18 protein-coding genes and 1 pseudogene are annotated in these 21,355 nt (G+C 66.9%); 9 read left to right on the top strand and 10 right to left on the bottom strand.

Annotation, left to right across the window (positions count from 1 at the left end; all coding sequences use genetic code 11):
* Positions 1-38: 38 nt before the first annotated feature.
* Positions 39-1,469, top strand: a complete 1,431-nt coding sequence (locus G372_RS0106680) for an RtcB family protein (RefSeq protein ID WP_019624752.1) — start codon at positions 39-41, stop codon at positions 1,467-1,469.
* 28 nt (positions 1,470-1,497) lie between these two features.
* Here G372_RS0106680 and G372_RS0106675 read toward each other — a convergent pair whose 3' ends face one another.
* From G372_RS0106675 to G372_RS0106660, 3 genes and pseudogenes are all read right to left on the bottom strand, one after another.
* Entirely contained in the window at positions 1,498-2,697 is a 1,200-nt protein-coding gene (locus tag G372_RS0106675) for an NnrS family protein (RefSeq protein ID WP_019624751.1), read from the bottom strand.
* Between the two features lie 651 nt (positions 2,698-3,348).
* Positions 3,349-3,647: pseudogene (locus G372_RS13540) on the bottom strand (type II toxin-antitoxin system RelE/ParE family toxin).
* A gap of 22 nt (positions 3,648-3,669) precedes the next feature.
* Positions 3,670-3,924: a YlcI/YnfO family protein gene (locus G372_RS0106660; RefSeq protein ID WP_019624749.1), complete on the bottom strand. Its 255-nt coding sequence runs from the start codon at positions 3,922-3,924 to the stop codon at positions 3,670-3,672.
* A 798-nt stretch (positions 3,925-4,722) separates the two neighbouring features.
* Here G372_RS0106660 and katG point away from each other — a divergent pair.
* Positions 4,723-6,915 carry a catalase/peroxidase HPI gene (katG, locus tag G372_RS0106655; RefSeq protein ID WP_019624748.1) on the top strand — a complete coding sequence of 731 codons (2,193 nt, stop codon included), beginning with the start codon at positions 4,723-4,725 and terminating at the stop codon, positions 6,913-6,915.
* 260 nt (positions 6,916-7,175) lie between these two features.
* Here the strand turns inward: katG and G372_RS0106650 are convergent, their stop codons facing one another.
* From G372_RS0106650 to G372_RS0106640, 3 genes are all read right to left on the bottom strand, one after another.
* Positions 7,176-7,508, bottom strand: coding sequence for a DUF3634 family protein (locus G372_RS0106650; protein WP_018864795.1), 333 nt, complete (start codon positions 7,506-7,508; stop codon positions 7,176-7,178).
* Between the two features lie 193 nt (positions 7,509-7,701).
* Positions 7,702-8,880: a trypsin-like peptidase domain-containing protein gene (locus G372_RS0106645; RefSeq protein ID WP_019624746.1), complete on the bottom strand. Its 1,179-nt coding sequence runs from the start codon at positions 8,878-8,880 to the stop codon at positions 7,702-7,704.
* 204 nt (positions 8,881-9,084) lie between these two features.
* On the bottom strand, positions 9,085-10,032 hold the full coding sequence (locus tag G372_RS0106640) for an Acg family FMN-binding oxidoreductase (protein ID WP_019624745.1): 948 nt from the start codon (positions 10,030-10,032) through the stop codon (positions 9,085-9,087).
* A gap of 658 nt (positions 10,033-10,690) precedes the next feature.
* Here G372_RS0106640 and G372_RS0106635 point away from each other — a divergent pair.
* Complete coding sequence (locus tag G372_RS0106635) at positions 10,691-11,065, top strand: PilZ domain-containing protein (protein WP_018864798.1); 375 nt, start codon at positions 10,691-10,693, stop codon at positions 11,063-11,065.
* Positions 11,066-11,299: 234 nt separating this feature from the next.
* On the opposite strand, the gene corA is transcribed toward G372_RS0106635, so the two are convergent.
* A complete protein-coding gene (gene corA, locus G372_RS0106630) occupies positions 11,300-12,370 on the bottom strand; it encodes a magnesium/cobalt transporter CorA (RefSeq protein ID WP_019624744.1) in 1,071 nt (356 codons plus the stop codon).
* Positions 12,371-12,513: 143 nt separating this feature from the next.
* On the opposite strand from corA, the gene G372_RS0106625 reads away from it, so the two are divergent.
* Together G372_RS0106625 and G372_RS0106620 are read left to right on the top strand one after the other, a co-directional pair.
* Complete coding sequence (locus tag G372_RS0106625; RefSeq protein WP_019624743.1) at positions 12,514-13,002, top strand: universal stress protein; 489 nt, start codon at positions 12,514-12,516, stop codon at positions 13,000-13,002.
* A 7-nt stretch (positions 13,003-13,009) separates the two neighbouring features.
* Positions 13,010-13,264 carry a Smr/MutS family protein gene (locus G372_RS0106620; RefSeq protein WP_018864801.1) on the top strand — a complete coding sequence of 85 codons (255 nt, stop codon included), beginning with the start codon at positions 13,010-13,012 and terminating at the stop codon, positions 13,262-13,264.
* Positions 13,265-13,366: 102 nt separating this feature from the next.
* Here the strand turns inward: G372_RS0106620 and G372_RS0106615 are convergent, their stop codons facing one another.
* Together G372_RS0106615 and G372_RS0106610 are read right to left on the bottom strand one after the other, a co-directional pair.
* Positions 13,367-14,329 (bottom strand): patatin-like phospholipase family protein, encoded by a 963-nt coding sequence (locus G372_RS0106615; RefSeq protein ID WP_019624742.1) that lies wholly within the window; start codon positions 14,327-14,329, stop codon positions 13,367-13,369.
* Positions 14,330-14,339: 10 nt separating this feature from the next.
* Positions 14,340-14,771 carry a hypothetical protein gene (locus G372_RS0106610; RefSeq protein WP_019624741.1) on the bottom strand — a complete coding sequence of 144 codons (432 nt, stop codon included), beginning with the start codon at positions 14,769-14,771 and terminating at the stop codon, positions 14,340-14,342.
* A gap of 99 nt (positions 14,772-14,870) precedes the next feature.
* On the opposite strand from G372_RS0106610, the gene G372_RS0106605 reads away from it, so the two are divergent.
* Complete coding sequence (locus G372_RS0106605; protein WP_019624740.1) at positions 14,871-15,347, top strand: YbhB/YbcL family Raf kinase inhibitor-like protein; 477 nt, start codon at positions 14,871-14,873, stop codon at positions 15,345-15,347.
* Between the two features lie 208 nt (positions 15,348-15,555).
* On the opposite strand, the gene G372_RS0106600 is transcribed toward G372_RS0106605, so the two are convergent.
* Positions 15,556-16,488 carry a carbohydrate kinase family protein gene (locus G372_RS0106600; RefSeq protein ID WP_019624739.1) on the bottom strand — a complete coding sequence of 311 codons (933 nt, stop codon included), beginning with the start codon at positions 16,486-16,488 and terminating at the stop codon, positions 15,556-15,558.
* Between the two features lie 646 nt (positions 16,489-17,134).
* Here G372_RS0106600 and G372_RS14340 point away from each other — a divergent pair.
* Genes G372_RS14340 through G372_RS0106585 form a run of 3 tightly spaced genes read left to right on the top strand, consistent with a single transcriptional unit; the run spans position 17,135 to position 20,400 of the window.
* A complete protein-coding gene (locus G372_RS14340) occupies positions 17,135-17,293 on the top strand; it encodes a hypothetical protein (protein WP_019624738.1) in 159 nt (52 codons plus the stop codon).
* Positions 17,290-18,024 (top strand): ABC transporter ATP-binding protein, encoded by a 735-nt coding sequence (locus G372_RS0106590; protein WP_026182188.1) that lies wholly within the window; start codon positions 17,290-17,292, stop codon positions 18,022-18,024. Before G372_RS14340 ends, G372_RS0106590 begins: the two co-directional genes overlap by 4 nt.
* A gap of 15 nt (positions 18,025-18,039) precedes the next feature.
* Positions 18,040-20,400: an ABC transporter permease gene (locus tag G372_RS0106585; RefSeq protein WP_019624737.1), complete on the top strand. Its 2,361-nt coding sequence runs from the start codon at positions 18,040-18,042 to the stop codon at positions 20,398-20,400.
* Positions 20,401-21,355 lie beyond the last annotated feature (955 nt).

Below are 21,355 nucleotides of genomic sequence, written 5' to 3'. Positions count from 1 at the left end.
AGGCCGTTGCGGGGTTACCCGAGGCCGGGAGGAACACCATGGACCTGAGCCGCTTTTCCCGCCTCTCCGACACCGCCTGGCAGCTCGAGCCCAGGGGCGATATGCGGGTCCCCGCGATTATCTACGGCACGGCCGAGTTGATCAGCCAGATGGACGACAAGGTTGCCGAACAGGCCACCAACGTCGCCACGCTGCCCGGCATCGTCCAGGCCTCCTATGCGATGCCGGATGCCCACTGGGGCTACGGCTTTCCGATCGGCGGTGTGGCTGCCTTCGACCCCGACGAGGGCGGCGTGATCTCCGCCGGCGGGGTCGGCTTCGATGTCTCCTGCGGGGTGCGCACCCTGCACACCGGGCTCGCCCGCCAGGACATCGAGGCGGTGAAGCGCGAGCTGGCGGATGCGCTGTTTGCCACCGTCCCCGCTGGCGTCGGCAGCACCGGCCGCATCCACCTGCAGGACCAGCAGATGACCGAGATGCTGGACGGCGGCGCCGCCTGGGCCGTCTCCCAGGGCTATGGCGAGAACACCGACCTCGACCGCACCGAGGAACGCGGCCGCATGGCCGGTGCCGACCCGCACGCGGTATCCGAGCTCGCGCGCAAGCGGCAGCGCAAGGAGATGGGCACCCTGGGCTCCGGCAACCACTACCTCGAGGTACAGCACGTCACCGAGATCTACGACGAGGAGACAGCCCGCACCTTCGGGCTGGAAGGGGGTGCGGTGGTGGTCAGCATCCACTGCGGCTCGCGCGGGCTGGGCCACCAGATCGGCACCGAGTTCCTGCGCGAGATGGCCCTGGCCGCCGAGGAGCACGGGATCCACCTGCCCGACCGCGAACTGGCCTGCGCGCCGATTCGTTCCGAGGTGGGTCAGCGCTACCTCGGGGCGATGCGCTCCGCCATCAACTGCGCGCTGGCCAACCGCCAGATCATCACCCACCTGACCCGCCAGGTCTTTGCCGACGTCCTGCCTGCGGCGCAGCTGGGTCTGCTCTACGACGTCTCGCACAACACCTGCAAGACCGAGCGCCACGTGATCGACGGCCGCGAACGTGAACTCTACGTGCACCGCAAGGGTGCGACCCGGGCCTTCGGCCCTGGCCATCCGCAGCTCCCGGCCGCACTGCGGGATGCCGGCCAGCCGGTGCTGATCGGCGGCTCCATGGGCACCGCCTCGTACATCCTGGCGGGTACCCGCCAGGCGGAGGACCTGTCGTTCAGCTCCGCCTGTCACGGTGCGGGCCGCGCGATGAGTCGCCATCAGGCCACCCGCCAGTGGCGCGGGCGCGCCCTGGTCGATGAACTGGCCGCGCGCGGCATCGTGATCCGCAGCCCCAGCCTGCGCGGCGTGGCCGAGGAGGCCCCGGGCGCCTACAAGGACGTCGCCGAGGTCGTGCAGGCCACCCACGAGGCCGGCCTTGCACGCCTCGTCGCCCGCGTCGAGCCCCTGGTGTGCATCAAGGGCTGAACACGTCCCGCCGGAAGAGGGCGTCTCACTAGCCGTAACGCCCGTCGATGCGCGGCTTTACCAGCATCGGGGCGTACACCCAGACGAATCCCGCGAAGGCGGCGATCCACAGGAGTTGCGAGGCGCCCATCCAGCTCGCGGTCAGGGCCGGCCAGAGCAGGGGGCCGGCCACCCGTACCAGCGTCCCGATGGCCAGCAGGGCGAAGAGCACCCCGAGGATGCGCGGTGGATCGAAGACATTGCGGCCGGTATGGCCCAGGGCCACGCGCGTCATCATGCCCAGGGTCATCAGGCCGATGCCCCCGTAGGTAAAGGCGTGCAGCGCGGCTATCGGGGCGAGGGGCGTGAACTCGGCCGCGGCCCGCAGCGCAAAGCCGATCACGATCCAGCCGTAGGCCAGCATCAGCACCCAGAGCAGCGGCTTGCCCCACAGCGCCGGCGTATGCCAGCCCGCCCAGCGCACGCCATGCACCACGGCCAGACCGGCCGCCAGCGCCGCCGCGACCGTTGGCCAGCGCAGGAAGACCTCCACCAGCCAGAAGGCCAGCAACAGCACCAGGGCCAGGCGGTCCAGCCAGGCCCGGTTCACCGGCGTAAAGGCCCCGTCCAGCCCGCGCTCGATAAAGAACGGGATCACCCGGCGCCCCATCATCAGGATCAGCGACAGCAGCAGGTAGACCCCGGAGTAGAGCCCCAGGCGCTGCCCCCCGTCGAGCAGGTCGAAGGCGCCCAGGTAGAACAGGCCGTTACTGGCCCCCAGCAAGGCGACTTTGCCGATCACCGCCAGCTGGCCCCACTGACGCGCCTTCCACACCGGGCGGGCCAGGGCGGCCAGCAGCCAGAGGGTAAAGCCGAGATCGAACAGCGCCATCGCGACCAGCCCGGGGTCCCCGAACAACGCCGCGACCCGGCCACCGAGCCAGAGCCCGGCCAGCACCAGCAGCGCGGGGCCGTGGGTCGTCTGCACCTCGGTCCAGTTGCGCACGGCCGTGAGCAGGAAACCGGCGACGACTGCCATCCCGTAGCCGAATATCAGCGTATGGCCATGCCAGGCGAAGGGCCCACCAAAGGCGGCCGTGGGCAGCGCCGCCATGTCGACGTGGTAGAGCCAGGTCCACAGACCCGCGACCAGCACGGCGTACAGCCCGGCCAGCAGAAAGAACGGGCGGAAGCCAAGGTGGCTCAGGCCGAAGCGATACTGTCCCGGAACCTCGATGTTTACCCTCACGTTTGCCCCCTTAGGCTCCGCCGAGCCGGTACCTGCCATCGCTACGGGCACCACCCAGAAAATCGGCCCTTCCCCTTATCTTGCATTTTTATTACTGCTTCATGCGAGCCGGCGCGCAAGGCACCGGTCGCTTGGGCGAAGCGACTCGATGAGGTCCAAGGGCAAAAGGCATGGTCCGACCCCGCTGGTTCGGATGACCGCATTAGTCGTTGACGCCCCGGCGGGATTCCCGGAATACGTACAGCGTCCGCACCAAGTAGGGGCTGACCAAAGTCAGGATCACCCATCCGTTGAGCAGCCATCCGGACGCCTGGCCCACCTGCAGCCAGCTCCCCACTGCAAGAAGCGCAAGTGGCGCCAGGATTGCGAGCAACGCATACGACGCGCGCGTGCCGAAACCCGCTCGATCCCGCGAAATGAGGATCGCGACAGCCATCCCGAGAACAAAAATGGGAAGAAGTACAGGCCACAACATTCGCGACTAACCCACCCGGATCCCGCGAATTTCAGTGATTGCCATCTGCGCAGCTCCTCTCGGATGGCGAATGGCTATGTCGTCCGCGGTCATGGCTCCATGGAAGCCCATTGATTGGCGGTCGCTGTGACACCCTCTGAGCCAATGGCCTGGTCCTGTTATTGCCTCCGGGCGCATTAGAAATAGTCGTCCTCGCGCGGGTGCCGAGACGCCAGCAGGGTGACCGTCTCGGCATCGTCGATCTCGAACAGGGCGACATCACCAGAGCGGCCAAACGGAATCAGGAGTTCGCGGATGCGGGGTAGGAGGCGTCGGGCATGCGGCGGCTCAGCGGAAAGCGCTCCAGTAGTGATACCGCCTCGCCGATGGCGGCTCGGGCATGGGCCGCGGCCGCCGGGTCGCGATCGGCGAGGAAAGCGGCAAGTCGCAGGAGATCATCGCGTGCCTGCGCCGTGAAGCGTACCGAGTAACTCATCCTTGAGACTCCAGCGGGCGGGCTACTGCTTGGTTAACAGACGGTCGAGATCGTCCAGCACCGATTGGGCCGGGTAGTACTCCCCCGTTTCCCGGGCGCTGCGCGCTGACTCCAGGCCGCGCGCCAGGAACTCGCCCCGGGCTCGCCGAGGGTCAATCTCGTGCCGCACGGCCTCCTCGATGAAGGCCGACAGTGTCTCTCCCTCCCCAAGGGCTTGCTCCACCTGATGCCCAAAGCCATCGCTGACCCGCAGGGCTGGCAACGTCGTGTTTTTCATCCTGTGTCTCCACAACGACCTCCCCGCACCGTATCGCAAATGCACTACAGGATGCCGGCACACATTGGAAGCGTGGTGTTCTGTACCGGGTTTCTTGCGGCGGTTTTGATGGCTTCTGGGGCCTGGGGCGGGCGGTCAGTCGTTGACGGTGCGGGTCGTTGGGCGTGTCAGGCGGCAGTGGCAGGGTTGACCGCGCGGTTGCTGTCGCGGCAGCGGTCGAGAAAGGCCTCCGCGTGTTCCGGCACAGCGATCGACGGGGTGCCGGCTGTTTCGTCGGTTCCGCGTGGTGCGGCGGGAGTGTGGGAAATGGGGGTTGTGCTACCAGATGCCGCGTGACGTTAGGGATGTGGTGGCTTTGTGGTGGGGGGTGGCCCGCCGCGTTGCCGTGGTCGCGCTGACGGCCGATTCACTTCACTGCGCACAGTGGCCGGGATGGCGCAATCGGCGCTGGGGGGCGGGGTGAACGGGAGTCCGGTTGGCGGGTCGGACTGGGTAACCGTATCTGCGGATGATGAAGGTGAGCGGGGCAGGGATGTTGGTGGGGGCGTGGACTGGATGTTGCCCTCTGTGCGCAATCCGTAGCACTCGCCGACGCGATAACCGCCGGCTATCGCCGGGATGGGCAATCTCAACTGGTACTCATGACTCCTGGGGCCTACCTTCATAAACAAACGGGTAGCAAGCCGCTCTTCGGCCGGTTGGAGTCCGGAGTGGAATGGTTCGCCGCCCTCGAGGAAGCCTATTGCCGTGTGCACGGATGGCGGTTTCCGAAAGACGAACAATCTCGACGCAGCGAACATGGAGAACGACATGGGTGAGCAGCAGAACATGGGCAAGTGCCCGGTCATGCATGGTGGCCAGACCACCGAGGGCCACTCCGTCACGGAGTGGTGGCCGGAATCGCTGAACCTGGACATCCTGCACCAGCATGACCGCAAGACGAACCCGATGGGCGAGGACTTCGACTATCGGGAAGAGGTGAAGAAGCTCGACTTCGAAGCGCTGAAGAAGGACATGCACGCGCTGCTGACCGAGAGCCAGGACTGGTGGCCGGCCGACTGGGGCCACTACGGCGGCCTGATGATCCGCATGTCCTGGCACGCGGCAGGCACCTACCGCATCGCCGATGGCCGGGGGGGCGGGGGCACCGGCAACCAGCGCTTCGCGCCGATCAACAGCTGGCCGGACAACGTCAGCCTGGACAAGGCGCGCCGCCTGCTGTGGCCGATCAAGAAGAAATACGGCAACAAGATCAGCTGGGCCGACCTGATCATCCTGGCCGGCAACGTGGCCTACGAGAACATGGGCCTGAAGACCTTCGGCTTCTCTTTCGGCCGGGAGGACATCTGGCACCCCGAGAAGGACACCTACTGGGGGGCCGAGAAGGAGTGGCTGGCACCCTCCGACACGCGCTATGGCGACGTCGACAAGCCCGAGACCATGGAGAACCCCCTGGCGGCCGTCCAGATGGGCCTGATCTACGTGAACCCGGAGGGGGTCAACGGCAAGCCCGACCCGCTCAAGACCGGCGAGCAGGTCCGCGAGACCTTCGCCCGCATGGCGATGAACGACGAGGAGACCGCGGCGCTGACCGCTGGCGGCCACACTGTAGGCAAGTGTCACGGCAACGGTGATGCCTCCATCCTCGGTCCCGAGCCCGAAGGGGCCGATGTCGAGGAACAGGGCTTTGGCTGGAAGAACCCCAATATGCAGGGCAAGGCCACTAACGCGGTTTCCTCGGGTATCGAGGGTGCCTGGACCAAGCATCCGACCCAGTTCGACATGGGCTACTTCGATGCCCTGCTCGACCACGAGTGGGAGCTCAAGAAGAGCCCTGCCGGGGCCTCGCAGTGGGAGCCAGTCGACATGAAGGAGGAGGACAAGCCGGTCGATGCCACGGATCCGTCCATCCGTCATAACCCGATCATGACCGATGCGGATATGGCGATGAAAATGGATCCGATCTATCGGAAGTACATCGAGGCGTTCCGCAAGGACCCCGAGTACTTCAAGGACTGCTTCGCCCGCGCCTGGTTCAAGCTGATCCACCGCGACCTCGGCCCGAAGACCCGTTACATCGGTCCGGACGCACCCCAGGAAGACCTGATCTGGCAAGACCCGGTGCCGGCTGGCAATACCGACTACTCCGTCGAGGCCACCAAGCAGAAGATCGCCGAGAGCGGCCTTGGCATCGCCGAGATGGTCGCTACCGCCTGGGACAGCGCCCGCACCTTCCGCGGCTCCGACATGCGCGGCGGCGCCAACGGCGCCCATATCCGCCTGGCGCCGCAGAAGGACTGGGAAGGCAATGAGCCACAACGCCTGGCCCGCGTGCTCAAGGTTTACGAGCAGCTCTCCGCCGAGACCGGGGCCAGTGTGGCCGACCTGATCGTGCTCGGGGGTAGCGTGGGCATCGAGCAGGCGGCCCGGGCGGCCGGTCACGATGTCCTGGTGCCGTTTATCCCGGGCCGGGGTGACGCCAGCGCCGAGATGACCGACGCCGACTCCTTCGCGCCCCTGGAGCCGTTGGCCGATGGCTTCCGCAACTGGCTGAAGAAGGACTATGTGGTCAAGCCGGAGGAGATGCTGCTCGACCGCGCCCAGCTGATGGGCCTGACCGCGCCGGAGATGACCGTGCTGCTCGGCGGGATGCGCGTGCTGGGTACCAACCATGGTGGCAGCAAGCACGGCGTGTTCACCGACCGCGAAGGGCAGCTGACCAACGACTTCTTCGTCAACCTGACCGACATGGCATACGCCTGGCAGCCCGCGGGCGACGGCGTGTACGAGGTGCGCGATCGCCAGAACGGTCAGGTGAAGTGGACCGCCAGCCGCATCGACCTTGTGTTCGGTTCCAACTCCATCCTGCGCAGCTACGCCGAGGTGTACGCCCAGGACGACAACGAGGAGAAGTTCGTGCAGGACTTCATCAAGGCCTGGACCAAGGTGATGAACGCGGACCGCTTCGACCTGGAGCAGTTTCAGCAGTGATGCTGGTCTGAGCTGGACAGTTTGTCCGGCGTGCAGGCCAAGACGCCCGGGTTCATCCCGGGCGTTTTCTTGCCGCGGAGGGCGTTGGCTCCTGCTGGTCGCAGGTGCGCGTATCCTGGGCCGCACGCCTCCTGCTCCCGCGTCTGTTCGAGGGAAAGAACCAGGGCCTGCCCCTCAAGGCGTGCCTTTCCCCGCGAGCGTGGACCCTTTCGTCATTGCGAGCCCTTGCCGAGGCCACGGCAATCCGCTGGATCGGCCCGCTATCCCGTCGCGCGCATGCCGCCGCCACCTCCGCCGCCCGGCGGTGGTGTCCAGACGTTGCGAAAGGCCTGGTGTGTCTTCTCCGGCAGATCGCGGGAGAAGCGCAGTTGAACACCCGAGTCGGTGCGCACGGCGGCGATCCGGCCCCGCGTCAGGCCGAACTGGCGTGCCACGTCCTCGCAGCCACGCACGAACCCGGCCGGCGGCTTGCCGCGCCGCACGCGGGCCGCGCCATCGCGCAACTCCACCGAAAACACCTGCCGTGCATGCCAGAGCATCAGCGCGAGGCCAAGGCCCAGCAGGACGAACATGATCAGCAACGTAAGCAGCATGATGGATTGCATCGCGGGACGGGAACGGCGCCCAGTGTAGCGTACGCCCACCGCGGTTCCGGGTTTTCCGTCGTCGAGTCAGCGCGATTGATGGGCTACTTCGCGATCCGTGCCGCGGGCCACCGGGGACACAAAGGTGGCTGCCCAATTTGCCCAGGCTGGCAAGGAGGGCGGCGGTTCCCGCCCTTCGCGCTCAATCCTCGCCCGGCTTAACGATCTCCAGCGCGATCTCCACCTCGCGCTCGGTGCCGTCGCGCCACACCTTCAGCGTCACCACGTCGCCCTCCTCGCGCCCCAGGATCACGCGCTGGATGTCGATCGGCCGCGTCACGCGCTGACCGTCGATATGGGTGATCACGTCGATATCCACCGGGAACGCGCGCCCGTTTACCAGCACCACGTTCTCCGGCCGCCGGATGCCGGCGCGGTCGGCCGGCCCGTCGGGCGAGACGTCGGTCACCACCACGCCATGCTCCGGCAGCCCCAGTTCCGCGCGCAGGCCGCGCGGGTAGTCCGCTACCCGCAGCGCCACCTCCATGCCCATGCGCGGGCGTTCCGGCAGCTGCGCCGCCGCGGCCGCCAGGCCGGAAAAACCGCCCGCGCGAAGCTCCGCCATCGCCTCGGTGACCAGGTTGCTCGGCACCGCCAGACCGATGCCCGCGAAGGTCCCGGCCGGCGCCAGGATGGCATTGTTCACCCCCACCGCCTCGCCGCTGGAATCGAGCAGCGGCCCGCCGGAATTGCCGGGGTTGATCGCCGCATCGGTCTGGATGTAGGGGATCTCGATCCCCACCAGCCCCGGGCGCTCGCGCTCCAGCGCTGACACGATCCCGGCGGTGACCGTCGAATGCAGACCGAACGGATTGCCGATCGCGATCGCCTTCTGGCCGACCTGCAACCGGTCGGAGTCCCCCAGCGGGATCGGACCGGGGTCGGGCGCCGCCTCCGGGTCCACCAGCTCCAGCAGCGCCAGATCCACGTCCGGGTTGGCACCGACCACCCGCACATCGTGCTCCACCTCCGGTGTCCCCAGGAACGACACCGTCAGCGAGGCCCCCTGGGCCAGCTCGATGCGGTCTTCCGTCGCCTCGCCTAACGTGGCCGCGATCACGTGGAAATTGGTGATGATCTGGCCCGCGTCGTTCACCACGAAGCCACTGCCCCCGATCACCTCGGTCATCTCGTCGGCGTCCGCGTCGTCCTCTTCTGCTGCTCTCGACACCCGTACCGAGACCACGCTCGGCCCCGCCTCGCGCGCCACCGCGATCGTGTTGCGCTCGTCATCCAGGCCCTCCATCGGCGGGCTGATGGTACAGCCTGCGGCCGATACCACTGCCAGCAGTACCAGCACCAATCCGGCCCCATGCAGCATCCGATACGGCCCCGCCATAATGCCCCTCTCTTTTCGCCAGCATCGCGCGGATCCGCACCGAACCCACGTCCCCTCGAGCATAGACCCCGCTCCGCCGCCGACGCAGGGGGCAGGCACAGCCATACCAAAAGGCGGACGCTGTACCGCGGTGATGGATCCCCGGACCTGCCAAGTCCGCAGGCAGACCCCAAGCTCCCGCTTGCCTCAGTGCTTCAGCAGCTCGTCCAGCGGGCGGCGCGGTGTGGGGCGGGGCGTGCCGTCCGGGCGGCCCAGCGCAAACAGCAGTTGTGGCTGGCCTCCGCCGAGGACCTCGGCCAGTTTCGGGTGGCATTCGGCCTGCTGGATCGGCTGATTCAGATAGCGTGCGCAGAGCCCGTGCCGGGTGGCCTCGAGCAGTACGCGCTGCAGGGCCTGTCCGGCCGTCAGCCACTGCATCGGGCCTTCGATCCCCGTGCCCAGTGCCAGCAGTAGCGGGGCTGCCCGGGCCACATGCGCCTCGCCGCGGGCCATCGCCCGGGCGGACACCAGATGGCGGACGCTCCAGCGGGTCAGACTGCCGGTTACACGCCCGACCGGCAGCCCGTCCCCGCGGGAGGGCGGGCGCATCCAGTGCGCCAGTTCGCGGCGCCAGGCCGGGTTCTTCCATTGTGCCGTCGTCGCCGCCCGGATCAGGTCAGCGATCTCCCTGCGGATCTCGGCGTCCGTGACCGGGCGCAGCCAGGCTCCCTCATGGTGGGCGGCTTGCACCAGCTTCTCGACGATGTCCGGCGAGCCCTCGTCAGCCAGAAAGCGGCCGCGCCAGGAACGACGCTCGCCGATCCAGTCCCGCAGTGGCGCCAGATCCCGCCGGCCCGCCCCGCCGTGGTGCCCGGTCAGCAACCGCACGAACGGGCCGTCGCCCGCCTGCTCCGGGCGCACGTTCAGCCCGTGGCCGTCAGTGGCGGCGGCCACGCGCAGGTTCAGCACCGCACAGCCGCAGCTGATGATGCGCTCGCGCCCGGTCGGGTCGTTCACCGGAAGCGAACGCGCCGGGTCCGTCCAGACCTCCACCCCCGCGCGGTCCACGCGGAACCGCCAGGGCTGGGTGTTATGCGAGGAGGGCGCCTGACCGGCCAGGTGCAGCCATTCGCGGATGACGGGGTCGATCTCCATTTCGCCAACATACCGTCCCTGCCGCGCACGGGCGATGGGTGCCGTCGCCCGAGCCCGAAGAACATGGGTGTCTTCTTTCTCGAGCTTTCTCGCGTAGGGGGGCTGCGTGGGGGAGGCCCTGGCTCTTCGTGGCGTTGCGGTCGGGAGGATGAGGGGGCACAAATTGTAGGAGCGTGCTTGCACGCGAAGCTCCTGCCCGTGTCCGGCTTTGGCCGGGGCTTCGCCTGCAAGCAGGCTTGTATGTTTACTCGTGGCAGGCCTAGAAAGGGTCTGTCGGGGCGGAGGGACGAGACCGGCCTGAAGTGAACCAGGTTCCGTGTGGCCCGTGGACCGACCCGCTGGCGCCAGGTGCGGAGTGCATGGGAGACGTGGCCTGCCAATGGAAAGGTGGGCGTGTTTTTTCCCACTCGTGGGGGGCATGCCGAGCCTGGTACCCCGAGGGGAATTTCTGGACCCGAACGCGCATTCGAGTACCACGATAGTGCCACTTCGAAATATAAAAGCGCGTCACGTCAATTGGTTATCACGGTGCGATCCCGTCCTGAGCCTTGGCTCACGGACTGCCCGGTACCGTTAACCGAGCTATCCGCATGCATTAGAGTCTGGGGTCGCCAAATCAAAATCCAGTGCCCGATGGGGCCAAGACGGGAGTTAGATAATGGATCTTCGAGAGGGGCGCCGCAGGGCCGTACGTATGGAAGCCGAGGTGGAGACTAAGGCCGGCGACTCTGAGTGCAGAGCAAGCGGCCGGGTCCGCGATGTCAGCCTTAGCGGGTTGTATCTGGAACTGACGGATTCGGTTGTCTCGAAAAATACGAGACTGCGGCTGACCGTGAGCCCGGAGGAGTCCGGGGATGGCCGGGCCCATGTCTGGCATTGCATCGTGATGCGACTGGATGAGCATGGCGTGGGAGCGATGTTCGAGCCTGAAGATCCGTTTGCGGTCGATGGCCTGCTGGATCTGATGCGCGAGAGCATCGGCCTCCGCTCGGTCCAGGGTGGTCCGCGGCATGACAGTCTCTGCACACCCTAGACACCACGGGATCACACCTGGCCGTTTGTTTTCGGCGCCGACCAGGCGCGATAGACAAGGTCCGATCCTAAAGGCAAAAAGGCAATTAAAGACAGAGATTTACCATGTTCCGGCCCCGCCATTGTCCCCATTTGGGTGACGGGATATGGGTTGTAGGAGGCCAGCCCTCTGGCCGATAGGATTCTGCCTGCGCCGGATGGGCCAGAGGGCTGGCCTCCTGCAGGTGATTGGGGGTTAGAGCCAGCGGCGGCGGCGGAACAGGTAGAGCATGCCGAGGACGATGGCGAACATGATGCCGAGCAGGATGGGGTAGCCGTAATAGGTGTAGAGCTCGGGCATGGACCACGGGCTTTCCGGGTGGTCGAAGTTCATGCCATAGATGCCGACGATGAAGGTGAGCGGGATGAAGATGGTGGCGATGATGGTGAGCACGCGGATCACGTCGTTGGAGCGCTGGTTGACGGCCGACAGGTAGGCCTCGATCAGGCTGGAGGCCATGTCGCGGTAGGACTCCAGCAGGTCCATGATCTGGATAGTGTGGTCGTGGACGTCCCGCAGCCAGGGCATCATCTCGGGGCCGAACGGGTCCTGGTCGTCGCGCATCAGGCGGGTGATCACGTCGCGCGTGGGCCAGAGCTGTCGGCGCAGCACCAGCAGCTCGCGGCGCACGACATGGATGCGGCCGAGGGTGTCGTGGTCGGGCTGCGAGAGCACTCGTTCTTCCAGGGCTTCGATGCGGTCGCCGAGTTCCTCCAGTAGCGGAAAGGCCTGATCCACGACCACGTCCATCAGGGCATAGGCCAGATACGGGGCCCCCAGGCGGTTGAAGTTGCGGTTGGTGCCGCGCATGCGCTGGCGGATGGGCTCGAACGGGTCGGTCTCGCCACTGTGCACGCTGATGACGAAGCGCGGATTCACGAACAGGTTGAACTGGTCCAGGCGCACGCTATCGCCGTCCAGTTGCGGCTGGTTGAGGATGATTACCGCGTGCTCGCCGAAGTAGTCGAGCTTGGGGCGCTGGCCGCGATGGCGCACATCCTCCAGCGCCAGCGGGTGCAGCCCGAAGGCCTCGCCAAGGGCGTGCAGTTGTTCCGGGCCGGGGCAGCCCTGCAGGTGCAGCCAGACGAAGCCTGATTCCGGTTCGCCCTCGGCCAGGGCCTGTTGCGGGTCCAGCGGTTCGAGCTGTTCGTTGTGGTAGCGCCAGGCTTCAAGCCGGACCTCTCCGGCGGGGTGTTCGGGGCTGTGTGCGCCGTGCCCGGGGGCGGTTCCGGGCTGGGGGTAGGTCTTCTCGAACAGTCGCGTCATCGGGGCTCTCTTTGGCCGGGATGGTCGTTCCTGTTCGGGAGTATAGGGGGCGGGGGCCGGCCGTGCGCCCGTCCAGCAAGTCTGGCAGGCTGGAGCTGTCGCCGGAGCGGTCTGGCCAAGCAGCAGTGGATGGGGAGGGGACAATGGAGCTGAAGACCATGTTGGTGCCGGTGGACGGCTCGGACAACGCCTGGCGGGCGGTGGAGGTGGCCGCGGATCTGGCCGCGAAGTACCAGGCACGAGTGGTCCTGCTTAGCGTGCTACTGCAGGGCGAGGAGGTGCCCCCGCACATCCGCAAGCTGTCGGATCTGCCCGATCCGGACGATCCGCCCGTGGCGCTAGGCGGTGCGGCGGTCGCGGGTGCTGTACCGCCGAAGGTGCTTCACGATATCGCGAAGAAACTGACCGAAAAGGCCAGCGAGTACTTCACGGAACGGGGCGTGACGGATATCGAGCGACACGTCCAGGACGGCTCGCCGGCCAGGGTGATCCTGCAGCAGGCCGAATATCACCACGCGGACATGATCGTGATGGGCGCGCGCGGCCTGGGCAACTTGAAGGGGCTGGTGTCAGGCAGTGTGTCGAACAAGGTGCAGCAGTTGGCGCGCTGCATCGTGGTGACGGTGAACTGAGTTCGGGATGTCGCGGCTGTCGATCGACCTGCACGAGTGCTTTCGCGACGGGCGCAAGATCGATGCAGCGCTCAACGGCGTGATCGAGGAGGCCTGCGACAAGCGCATCAAGACGGTGGAGATCATCCACGGCAAGGGGAGCGGGCAGCTGAAAAAGCGGGTGCTGCGCTTCTTGCAGCAGCCGGAGGTCAAGCAGCGCTATCACCGGGTGGAGAAGGATTCGAAGAATCACGGGCGCCTGTTCGTGCATTTCAAGCACTGAACAAGGCCGTTCCCTTTCCCGTGTAGGAGGCCAGCCCTCTGGCCGATGGGGCGCGGGTAAAACCCCGTCGGCCAGGGGGCTGGCCTCCTACGGGGGGTGGAGCTAACGCTGTTGGTGGCCCAGGCTGCGTTCGGCGAGGTGGTGGCCGAGAGTGATCATCTCCTGGGCGCGGTGGAAGTCGAAGATGCCGCAGGCGTTGACCGGGACCTCGATCAGGTGCTCGGGGTTGTAGGCAGCGATGCGAAAGCGCGCAATCGAGCCCTGCATGGCCTCGATGGAGTGGGAGACAACATCGATCAGGCCGAGCGCCCGCGCCTCCTGGGCGCGGCTCATGCCCTCGGTGGTGGATCCCAGGCCCAGCTTGTCCTGCCAGTCCTGCAGCCAGCCACCGACCCGGTCCGGCAATACCTCCTGCAACCGCTTGTTCAGTCCGCTGCGGGCGAGCTTGTCCACGTCGGCGTCATCGAAAGCATTGGGGCGGGTGACGCGCGTGAGCTCGTCGCCCATGCGCCCGTTGAGGCTGACGGCCACCGTGATGTCGGTGTGATCGTTCAGCGTCGGCGCGATGGGCACCGGGTTCAGCAGGCCACCATCCACCAGTAGCCGCCCCTGGTGGCGCACCGGGGTGAACACGGTGGGGATGGCAATGGAGGCACGAATGGCGCCGAACAGCGAGCCGGTGTTCAGCCAGACCTCGCGTTCGCGCTCGATGTCGGTAGCCACGGCGGTGAAGGAGATCGGCAGCTCTTCGATGTCGATGTCGCCGAGCATGTCGCGCAGCTTTTCGATCAGGCGATCGCCCCGGATCAGCCCGGCGCCGCTGAACGAGAAGTCCAGCAGCCGCCAGACATCCTGGCGGCGCAGGGTCTTTACCCAGTCCTCGTAGATATCCAGCTTGCCCGCCGCGTAGATGCCGCCGATCAGCGCGCCCATGGAGGAGCCCGAGATGGAACGGATGTGGTAGTCCGAGTGTTCCTCCAGCCAGCGGATGATCCCGATCTGTGTCAGGCCGCGGGCCCCGCCGCTGCCCAGTACCAGCGAGATGGACTGTTCATGGTCGCGCATCGTCGGATCGTCAGGACGAGGCGTCACCCAGAAGGAAGTCGTGCAGGGCCCGCGCGGAGTCCGTGGCCGACTCTTCCAGGCGCACCTGCCATACGGCGACAGGGTTTTCCGGTGACCATTCGCTGACGACCACCAGACCCGAGTAGACGCTGGTACCGCGGATCGTGCCGACCGTGACGCGCCCAGTATCATCGCCGAACAGGCGGACTTCGAACTCCGAACCGGGTGTGGGCAGGGACCAGTATCCGTTTTTGCCCGTCTCGCGGAATTCTTCGTCGGAGGGATGCACTGCCTCGCCAAAGTGGCGGCGCAGCAGCGGTACCGCGAGCCGGTGGGGCAGGCCCAGCACGGTCTCGATCCCCGAGCGGCCGCGGTCGATCGCTCGCGCGGCCCCGGTCAGGGGGTCTTCGCGACCCAGCCAGCGTTTTACGGCGTTCAGCATGGCTTAGATGATCCGCGTGACGGCGATCGGCTGCAAGCGGTTGGTTTGGGTCCGCCGTGCGCGGTAGGGTGGTGGCTACGTTTCGACAGGAGATTGGTCATGGGTTTTGCACTGTCCGACATGCAGCTGTCCAGTTCCGCGTTCGGCCCCGGCCAGCCGATCCCGAAGCGCCACACGGGCGAGGGCGAGGACACGTCTCCGGCGCTGCAGTGGAGCAACCTCCCGCAGGAAACCCGCTCGCTGGCCGTCATCTGCCATGACCCGGATGCCCCGCTGATCAAGTCCGGCACCTACGGCTTTGTGCACTGGGTGTTGTACAACGTGCCGCCGGATACCGACGGTCTGCCCGAGGCGGCCAAACTGGGCGATGTCGGCGAGAACGACTTTGGCGGTACCGGCTACGGAGGCCCGATGCCGCCGGAGGGTCACGGCAAGCACCATTACTTCTTCTGGCTGCTGGCGCTGGATCGCGACCTGCAGCTTCCTGCCGGCCTCACGCTCTGGCAGTTCCTGGACCGCGCCGAGCCCCATGTGATCGGCATGAACCGTCTGGTTGGCACCTACCAGCGCGACTAGCCCTGGAGTCACAGTTCTTGTTGTGGGAGCGTGCTTGCACGCGAAGCTCCCGCCAAAGTCGGATGCCGGCAGGGGCTTCGCGTGCAAGCACGCTCCCACGGGGGCAGGGGTCGGAGCAAGTGCCATCCACAAAAAAGGCCCGGACCGAGGGAGCTCGGGCCGGGCCTTTTGCGTTCCCAGGCGGGTGCCCGGGGCGGCGTGTGGTCGCTTAGTAGCGGTAGCCGAAGGCCTTCTCGAACTTGTCGGCGAACTCGTCGGCGGTGAAGTGGTGGTTCTGGGTGCCGGAGTGGGCGATCTTGATCGAGCCGATCAGCGAGGCGATGCGGCCGGTGGTTTCCCAGTCATAGCCCTGTTCCAGGCCGAACAGGATGCCGGCGCGGTAGGAATCGCCACAGCCGGTCGGGTCCTTGATCGCGGCCGGCTCGACCGACGGGATGGTGATCTTCTTGCCGCCGGTGTAGATGTCGGAGCCTTCGCCGCCACGGGTGACGATCATCGCGTCGACCATCTCGGCCATCTGGTCCAGGCTCAGGCCGGTGCGGTCGGAGGTCAGCTGTGCCTCGTAGTCATTGAACGCGGCATAGGTCGCCTGGTCCAGGAAGCGCTTCAGGTCATCGCCGTCGAACATCGGCAGGCCCTGGCCCGGGTCGAACATGAACGGGATGCCGGCCTCGGCGAACTGCTGGGCGTGCTCGATCATGCCGTCACGGCCGTCGGGGGAGACGATGCCGACCTTGATGCCGTCGGCCTCGGTGACCTTCTGCTGGTGCGAGAAGCTCATCGCGCCCGGGTGGAAGGCGGTGATCTGGTTGTCGTCCTGGTCGGTGGTGATGAACGCCTGACCGGTGTAGGTGTCGTTCAGCTCCTTGATGTGCTTGCGCGAGATGCCGTGCTTGTCCATCCAGTCGGCATAGGGGGCGAAGTCGCCGCCGACGGTGGCCATGATGGTCGGATCGCCACCCAGCAGCTTCATGTTGTAGGCGATGTTGCCGGCGCAGCCGCCGAACTCGCGCCGCATGTCCGGGACCAGGAAGGACACGTTCAGCATGTGCACCTTGTCCGGCAGGATGTGGTTCTTGAAGCGGTCGGGGAACACCATGATGGTGTCGTAGGCGATGGACCCACAGATCAATGCGGACATTGTTACTCCTTAGCGTTGGCGGAAATCGTTGTCGCGCGCCCTTGCAGGCGGCACAGATGGTCCCGTGGCGCGCGCTGAAATCCTCGATTGCGCGCCGAAAACGGGCCGAATGGTGTGCATAGGGTAAGTATTTGGGCGCAAAACAACAAATCGGGGGCTCGCGCGACGTCGTTCGTACCCCCCGTCATCGCGAGTCGCGAAGCGATGTGGCGATCTCCGTTCGAAGCCACCTGTTCCTGCGTGCAGACAGCTTTGGCCGATTGCCACGTCGCCTTCGGCTCCTCGCAATGACTTTGCTTTTGCCCCCGTCATTGCGAGGAGCGCAGCGACGAAGCAACCTCCGAAAGCCGGCGGGGCGTCCACGATTCGCCGTGGGTGACAGCGTCAGGAGATTATTCGCTTCGCTCTCCATGCGGGCCGGCCTGCGGCCGTTCAACGCGCTGCGCGCTTGTGTGCCACGGCCCCTGAAGGGGCCTCGCAATAACGGGACAGGAAACAACGTCATCGCGAGTCGCGAAGCGATGTGGCGATCTCCGGACGCAACCCCGACGCTGGTCCGGCCGGGGTGGCGGCGCTGCTTTTGCCGACGCCGCGCCGAAGGCTTTGTGGCAGCATGGAGGTATTGCCGCGAACGAAGGCCTGTCCGATGAAACCACGTGTCCTGATCCCGATCCTGATCATTCTGCTGTTGCTGCTGAGCCTGTGGTCCATGAGCCTGGATGGCGAGGGCGGCATCCTGCCGAGCGCGCCCGAGCCCGGGGCCTCGGCGCCGCAGACTACGCACGTGGTGGCCGCTCCCGCATGAGCGCGTCTCCGGCCCCCGTGGCCACGCGGGAGACGATCTTTCGCGCGGCGGGGGTGACCAAGGTCTACCGCATGGGCGAGGTGACCATCCACGCCCTGCGCGGGGTGGACCTGGAGCTGTACACCGGTGAGCTGGTGGTGATGCTGGGGGCTTCGGGCTCCGGCAAGTCGACGCTGCTGAACATCATGGGCGGGCTGGACACCGCGACCGAGGGCGAGGTGCGCTACCGCGACCAGGACCTGGCGCAGGCCTCCGAGCGCACGCTGACGGCCTTTCGCCGCGACCATGTCGGCTTCGTGTTCCAGTTCTACAACCTGATTGCCAGCCTGACGGCGCGTGAGAACGTGGCGATCGTCACCGAGATCTCGCGCGACCCGATGTCACCGGAGGAGGCGCTGGCGCTGGTCGGGCTGGAGGACCGCATGGACCACTTTCCCTCGCAGCTCTCCGGCGGCGAGCAGCAGCGCGTGGCGATTGCCCGCGCGATCGCCAAGCAGCCGGCCGTGCTGCTGTGCGACGAGCCGACCGGCGCGCTGGACTCGAAGACCGGCATCCGCGTGCTGGAGGTGCTGCAGCACATCAACGAGCGCCTGGACACGACCGTGGCGATCATCACCCACAACGCAGTGATCGGCGAGATGGCCGACCGGGTGATCCACCTGAGCGACGGGCGCGTGAGCGAGATCCACGAAAACGCCACGCGCCAGTCGCCGGCCGAGCTGCACTGGTAGCGACCGCGGCCGACCATGCGCGCGCTGAACCGCAAGATCCTGCGCGATCTCGGCCACCTGAAGGGGCAGGCGGCCGCGATTGCGCTGGTGATCGCCAGCGGCGTGATGACCCTGGTGATCGCCGTGACCAGCCTCGATGCCCTGACGATTACCAAGGACCGCTTCTATTCGGAATACCAGTTCGCCGACGTGTTCGCGGAGATCACGCGCGCGCCGGACAGCGCGGTGGAGCGCTTTCGCGATACGCCGGGGATCAACCAGATCGAGACACGGGTGCAGGCCCCGGTGCGTCTGGAGGTCGCCGGTTTTGACGATCCCATCCGTGGCACCGTGCTCTCCATACCCGACGGGGGCGAGCCGCTGCTGAACCGGCTCTATCTGCGCGAGGGGCGGCTGCCGGAGGCCGGGCGCGAGCGCGAGGTGGTTGTCAGCGAGGCCTTCGCGGAGGCTCACGAGCTGCGGGCCGGCGACTCCCTGCGCGCAATCATCGACGGGCGCCTGACCGATCTGCAGATCAGCGGCATCGCGCTGTCGCCGGAGTTCGTCTATCAGATCAGCCCCACCGATCTGCTGCCGGACTACGAGCGCTACGGCATCCTGTGGATGAACCGCCGTGCGCTCGCGGCGGCACACGGCATGGAAGGGGCGTTCAACTCGGTGGCCGTGAGCCTGGAGGCGGGTGCGGACCCAGCCCCCGTGATCGAGGCGATGGACCGGGAGCTGGCGCGCTATGGCGGCATGGGGGCCTATGGCCGCGACGACCAGTTCTCGCATCGCTTTCTGTCCGAGGAGCTGACCCAGCTGCGGGCGCAGGCGGCGATCCTGCCGACCATCTTCCTGGCCGTCGCGGCCTTTCTGCTGAACGTCGTCGTCGGGCGCATCATTCGCTCCCAGCGCGAACCGATCGCCGTGCTCAAGGCCTTCGGCTACGGCAACGGCGCGATCGCCGGACACTATGCCCTGCTGACCGGCGGCATCGTGCTGGTGGGCTGTGCGCTGGGGCTCGCGTTCGGGGCCTGGGCCGCACAGGGACTGGCCGGGATCTATGCGGAATACTTCCGCTTCCCCGAGATGAGCTTTCGCCTGCAGGGCTGGGTGATGGTGCTGGCGGTGGGCGTGGCCATGGGCGCGGCCATGCTCGGCACCTTCCGCGCGGTCTGGCAGGCGGTGCGCATGCAACCGGCCGAGGCCATGCGTCCGCCGGCACCGGAGCGCTTTCACCGCGGCTGGCTGGAGCGCTCGGCGGCCTGGGGCGCGTTCGATCAGCCGACCCGGATCATCCTGCGCAACCTCGCGCGCCACCGGCTCAAGTCCGTGCTGTCGGTGATCGGTATCGGCCTGTCCGGCGGGCTGCTGCTGATGGGCGCCTACCAGCTGAACGCGGTGACCCAGATGCTGGACACCCAGTACGGGCAGGTGCTGCAGATGGACATCGACCTGCAGTTCACCGACCCGGTGCCGGCGCGCGCGGCCGGCGAGCTGCGCCACGAGCCGGGCGTGCTGGCGGTGGAGACCTTCCGGGCGGTACCGGTGCGGCTGGTCGGCGTGAACCGCGAGGAGCGCGTGCGCCTGCTGGGGCTGGACGCCGAGCCGCGCCTGCGTCAGCTGCCGATGGGCGGCGGGCGCGGCCGACTGCCGGAGGAGGGCATCCTGCTGACCGACTACCTGGCCGAACAGCTCGGGCTGCGCGTGGGCGACCCGGTGGAGGTGGAGATCCTGGAGGGCCGCCGCCGCACGGTCACGGTGCCGCTGGCCGGCGTGGTGGAGGAGCCCATCGGTGTCGGCGCCTATATGCACCGCCCGGCGCTGAACCGCCTGATCGGCGAGGGGCCGGCCGTCTCCGGCGCATGGCTGCTGACCGACCGCGCACAGGAGGACGCGCTGTTCCGCAGCCTGTCCGACCGCCCGCGGGTCGCCAGCGTCGGACTGATCGCCGAGGCCGAGCGCAACATCCGCGAGTACATCGGCGAGACCGTCATCGTGTTCGCGATGGTGTTCGTCGCGCTGGCCGTGTCCATTGCCTTTGCCGTGACCTACAACAACGCCCGCATCACCTATGCCGAACGCGCCCGCGACCTGGCCACGCTGGAGGTGCTCGGCTACTCGCGCGGTCAGGTCAGCTGGATCCTGCTCGGCGAGATCGCGGTGCTCACCATCGCGGCGATCCCGGTCGCCTGGCTGACCGGCACGGGCTTCGCCTGGCTGCTGAACCAGGCCTTTGCGATGGACCTGTTCCGCGTGCCGCTGGTGATCACGCCGCAGGCCTACGGCTTCGCCGCACTCGGCATCCTGGTCGCGGCCAGCCTGACCGCCTTCCTCGCCTGGCGACGCCTGCAGCAGCTCGACCGCGTACAGGCCCTGAAGGCAGCGGAGTAGCGGTCGTTATTGCCCGCCTTTTTGTGGCTGGTCCTGGTTCGGCATCTGGTGTTTACGGTGGCTTTGGTCCACCGCCTGCCAAGCGCTGTCTCGGCAGCGCGCCCCGAGGTACTTCTTTGCTCGTGCAAAGAAGTACCCAAGAAACACGCCCGACTGCCGCGACCCCGGCCCGCTGCGCGGGCCGGGCTTTCCCTCGCTCCGAGGCTTTTCGCGGGCGGCGCTGAAACTCGCTGCGCCTTCGGCTTCGCTCAGACAGTCAGCGCCTCTCTTCCCGCGAAAACCCTCTCCACTCGGCGCGACGACAACGGGGGTGAAGGTCCAAACAACGGCTGTCCCAGCGGCGTAGCACATGGATGGAGGTTGGGTCTTCCGACATCTTGGGCACGCGCGGCCTACGGCCATGGCGTGCCGCGCCCGCCAGCGGGCGTCAGGGGTAGATGCAGATGAGCGTAGCGAATCGCATCAGGGTTGCCCCGACGTCGGAACGGTGCGTTTCGCTGCGCTCAACTGCACCCTACAGAGGCCAGATTGGCTGCAGGCGTGGGGATACCTTCTGTTTTGACCTTCATCCCCCGTATGAAGCCCCTTGCGGAAGGGTCCTCGGGACGGAAGAGAGGCGCTGACTGTCTGAGCGAAGCGAGTTTCAGCGCCGCCGGCCCGAGGGCCCTGGAGCAAGGTTCCCGGGCGGAATCCGGGTGCCCTTCTTTGGGTACTTTCTTGGGCAAGCAAGAAAGTACCTCGGGGTGCGCTGCCGAGACAGCGCAGGCAGGCGGCCAGACGAAGGCACCATAAACACCGGATGCCGAACCATGCTTAGCCTCACAGCGGCTGGTCGCCCACCACAGTTCAGGTGATAACCGAGGGTGGCAGCTTGTATATCGGCGCCCCGGTGTGCCGGGCGATGAGGGGGAGCGCCGGATGGCGGGATTTGCGAGACTGAGCCTATGGCGATGAG

Source organism: Thioalkalivibrio thiocyanoxidans ARh2, from assembly GCF_000385215.1.
Lineage (GTDB): Bacteria > Pseudomonadota > Gammaproteobacteria > Ectothiorhodospirales > Ectothiorhodospiraceae > Thioalkalivibrio > Thioalkalivibrio thiocyanoxidans.
Note: the sequence above shows the minus strand (reverse complement) of the source record. Positions and strands in the feature narration are given on the sequence as shown.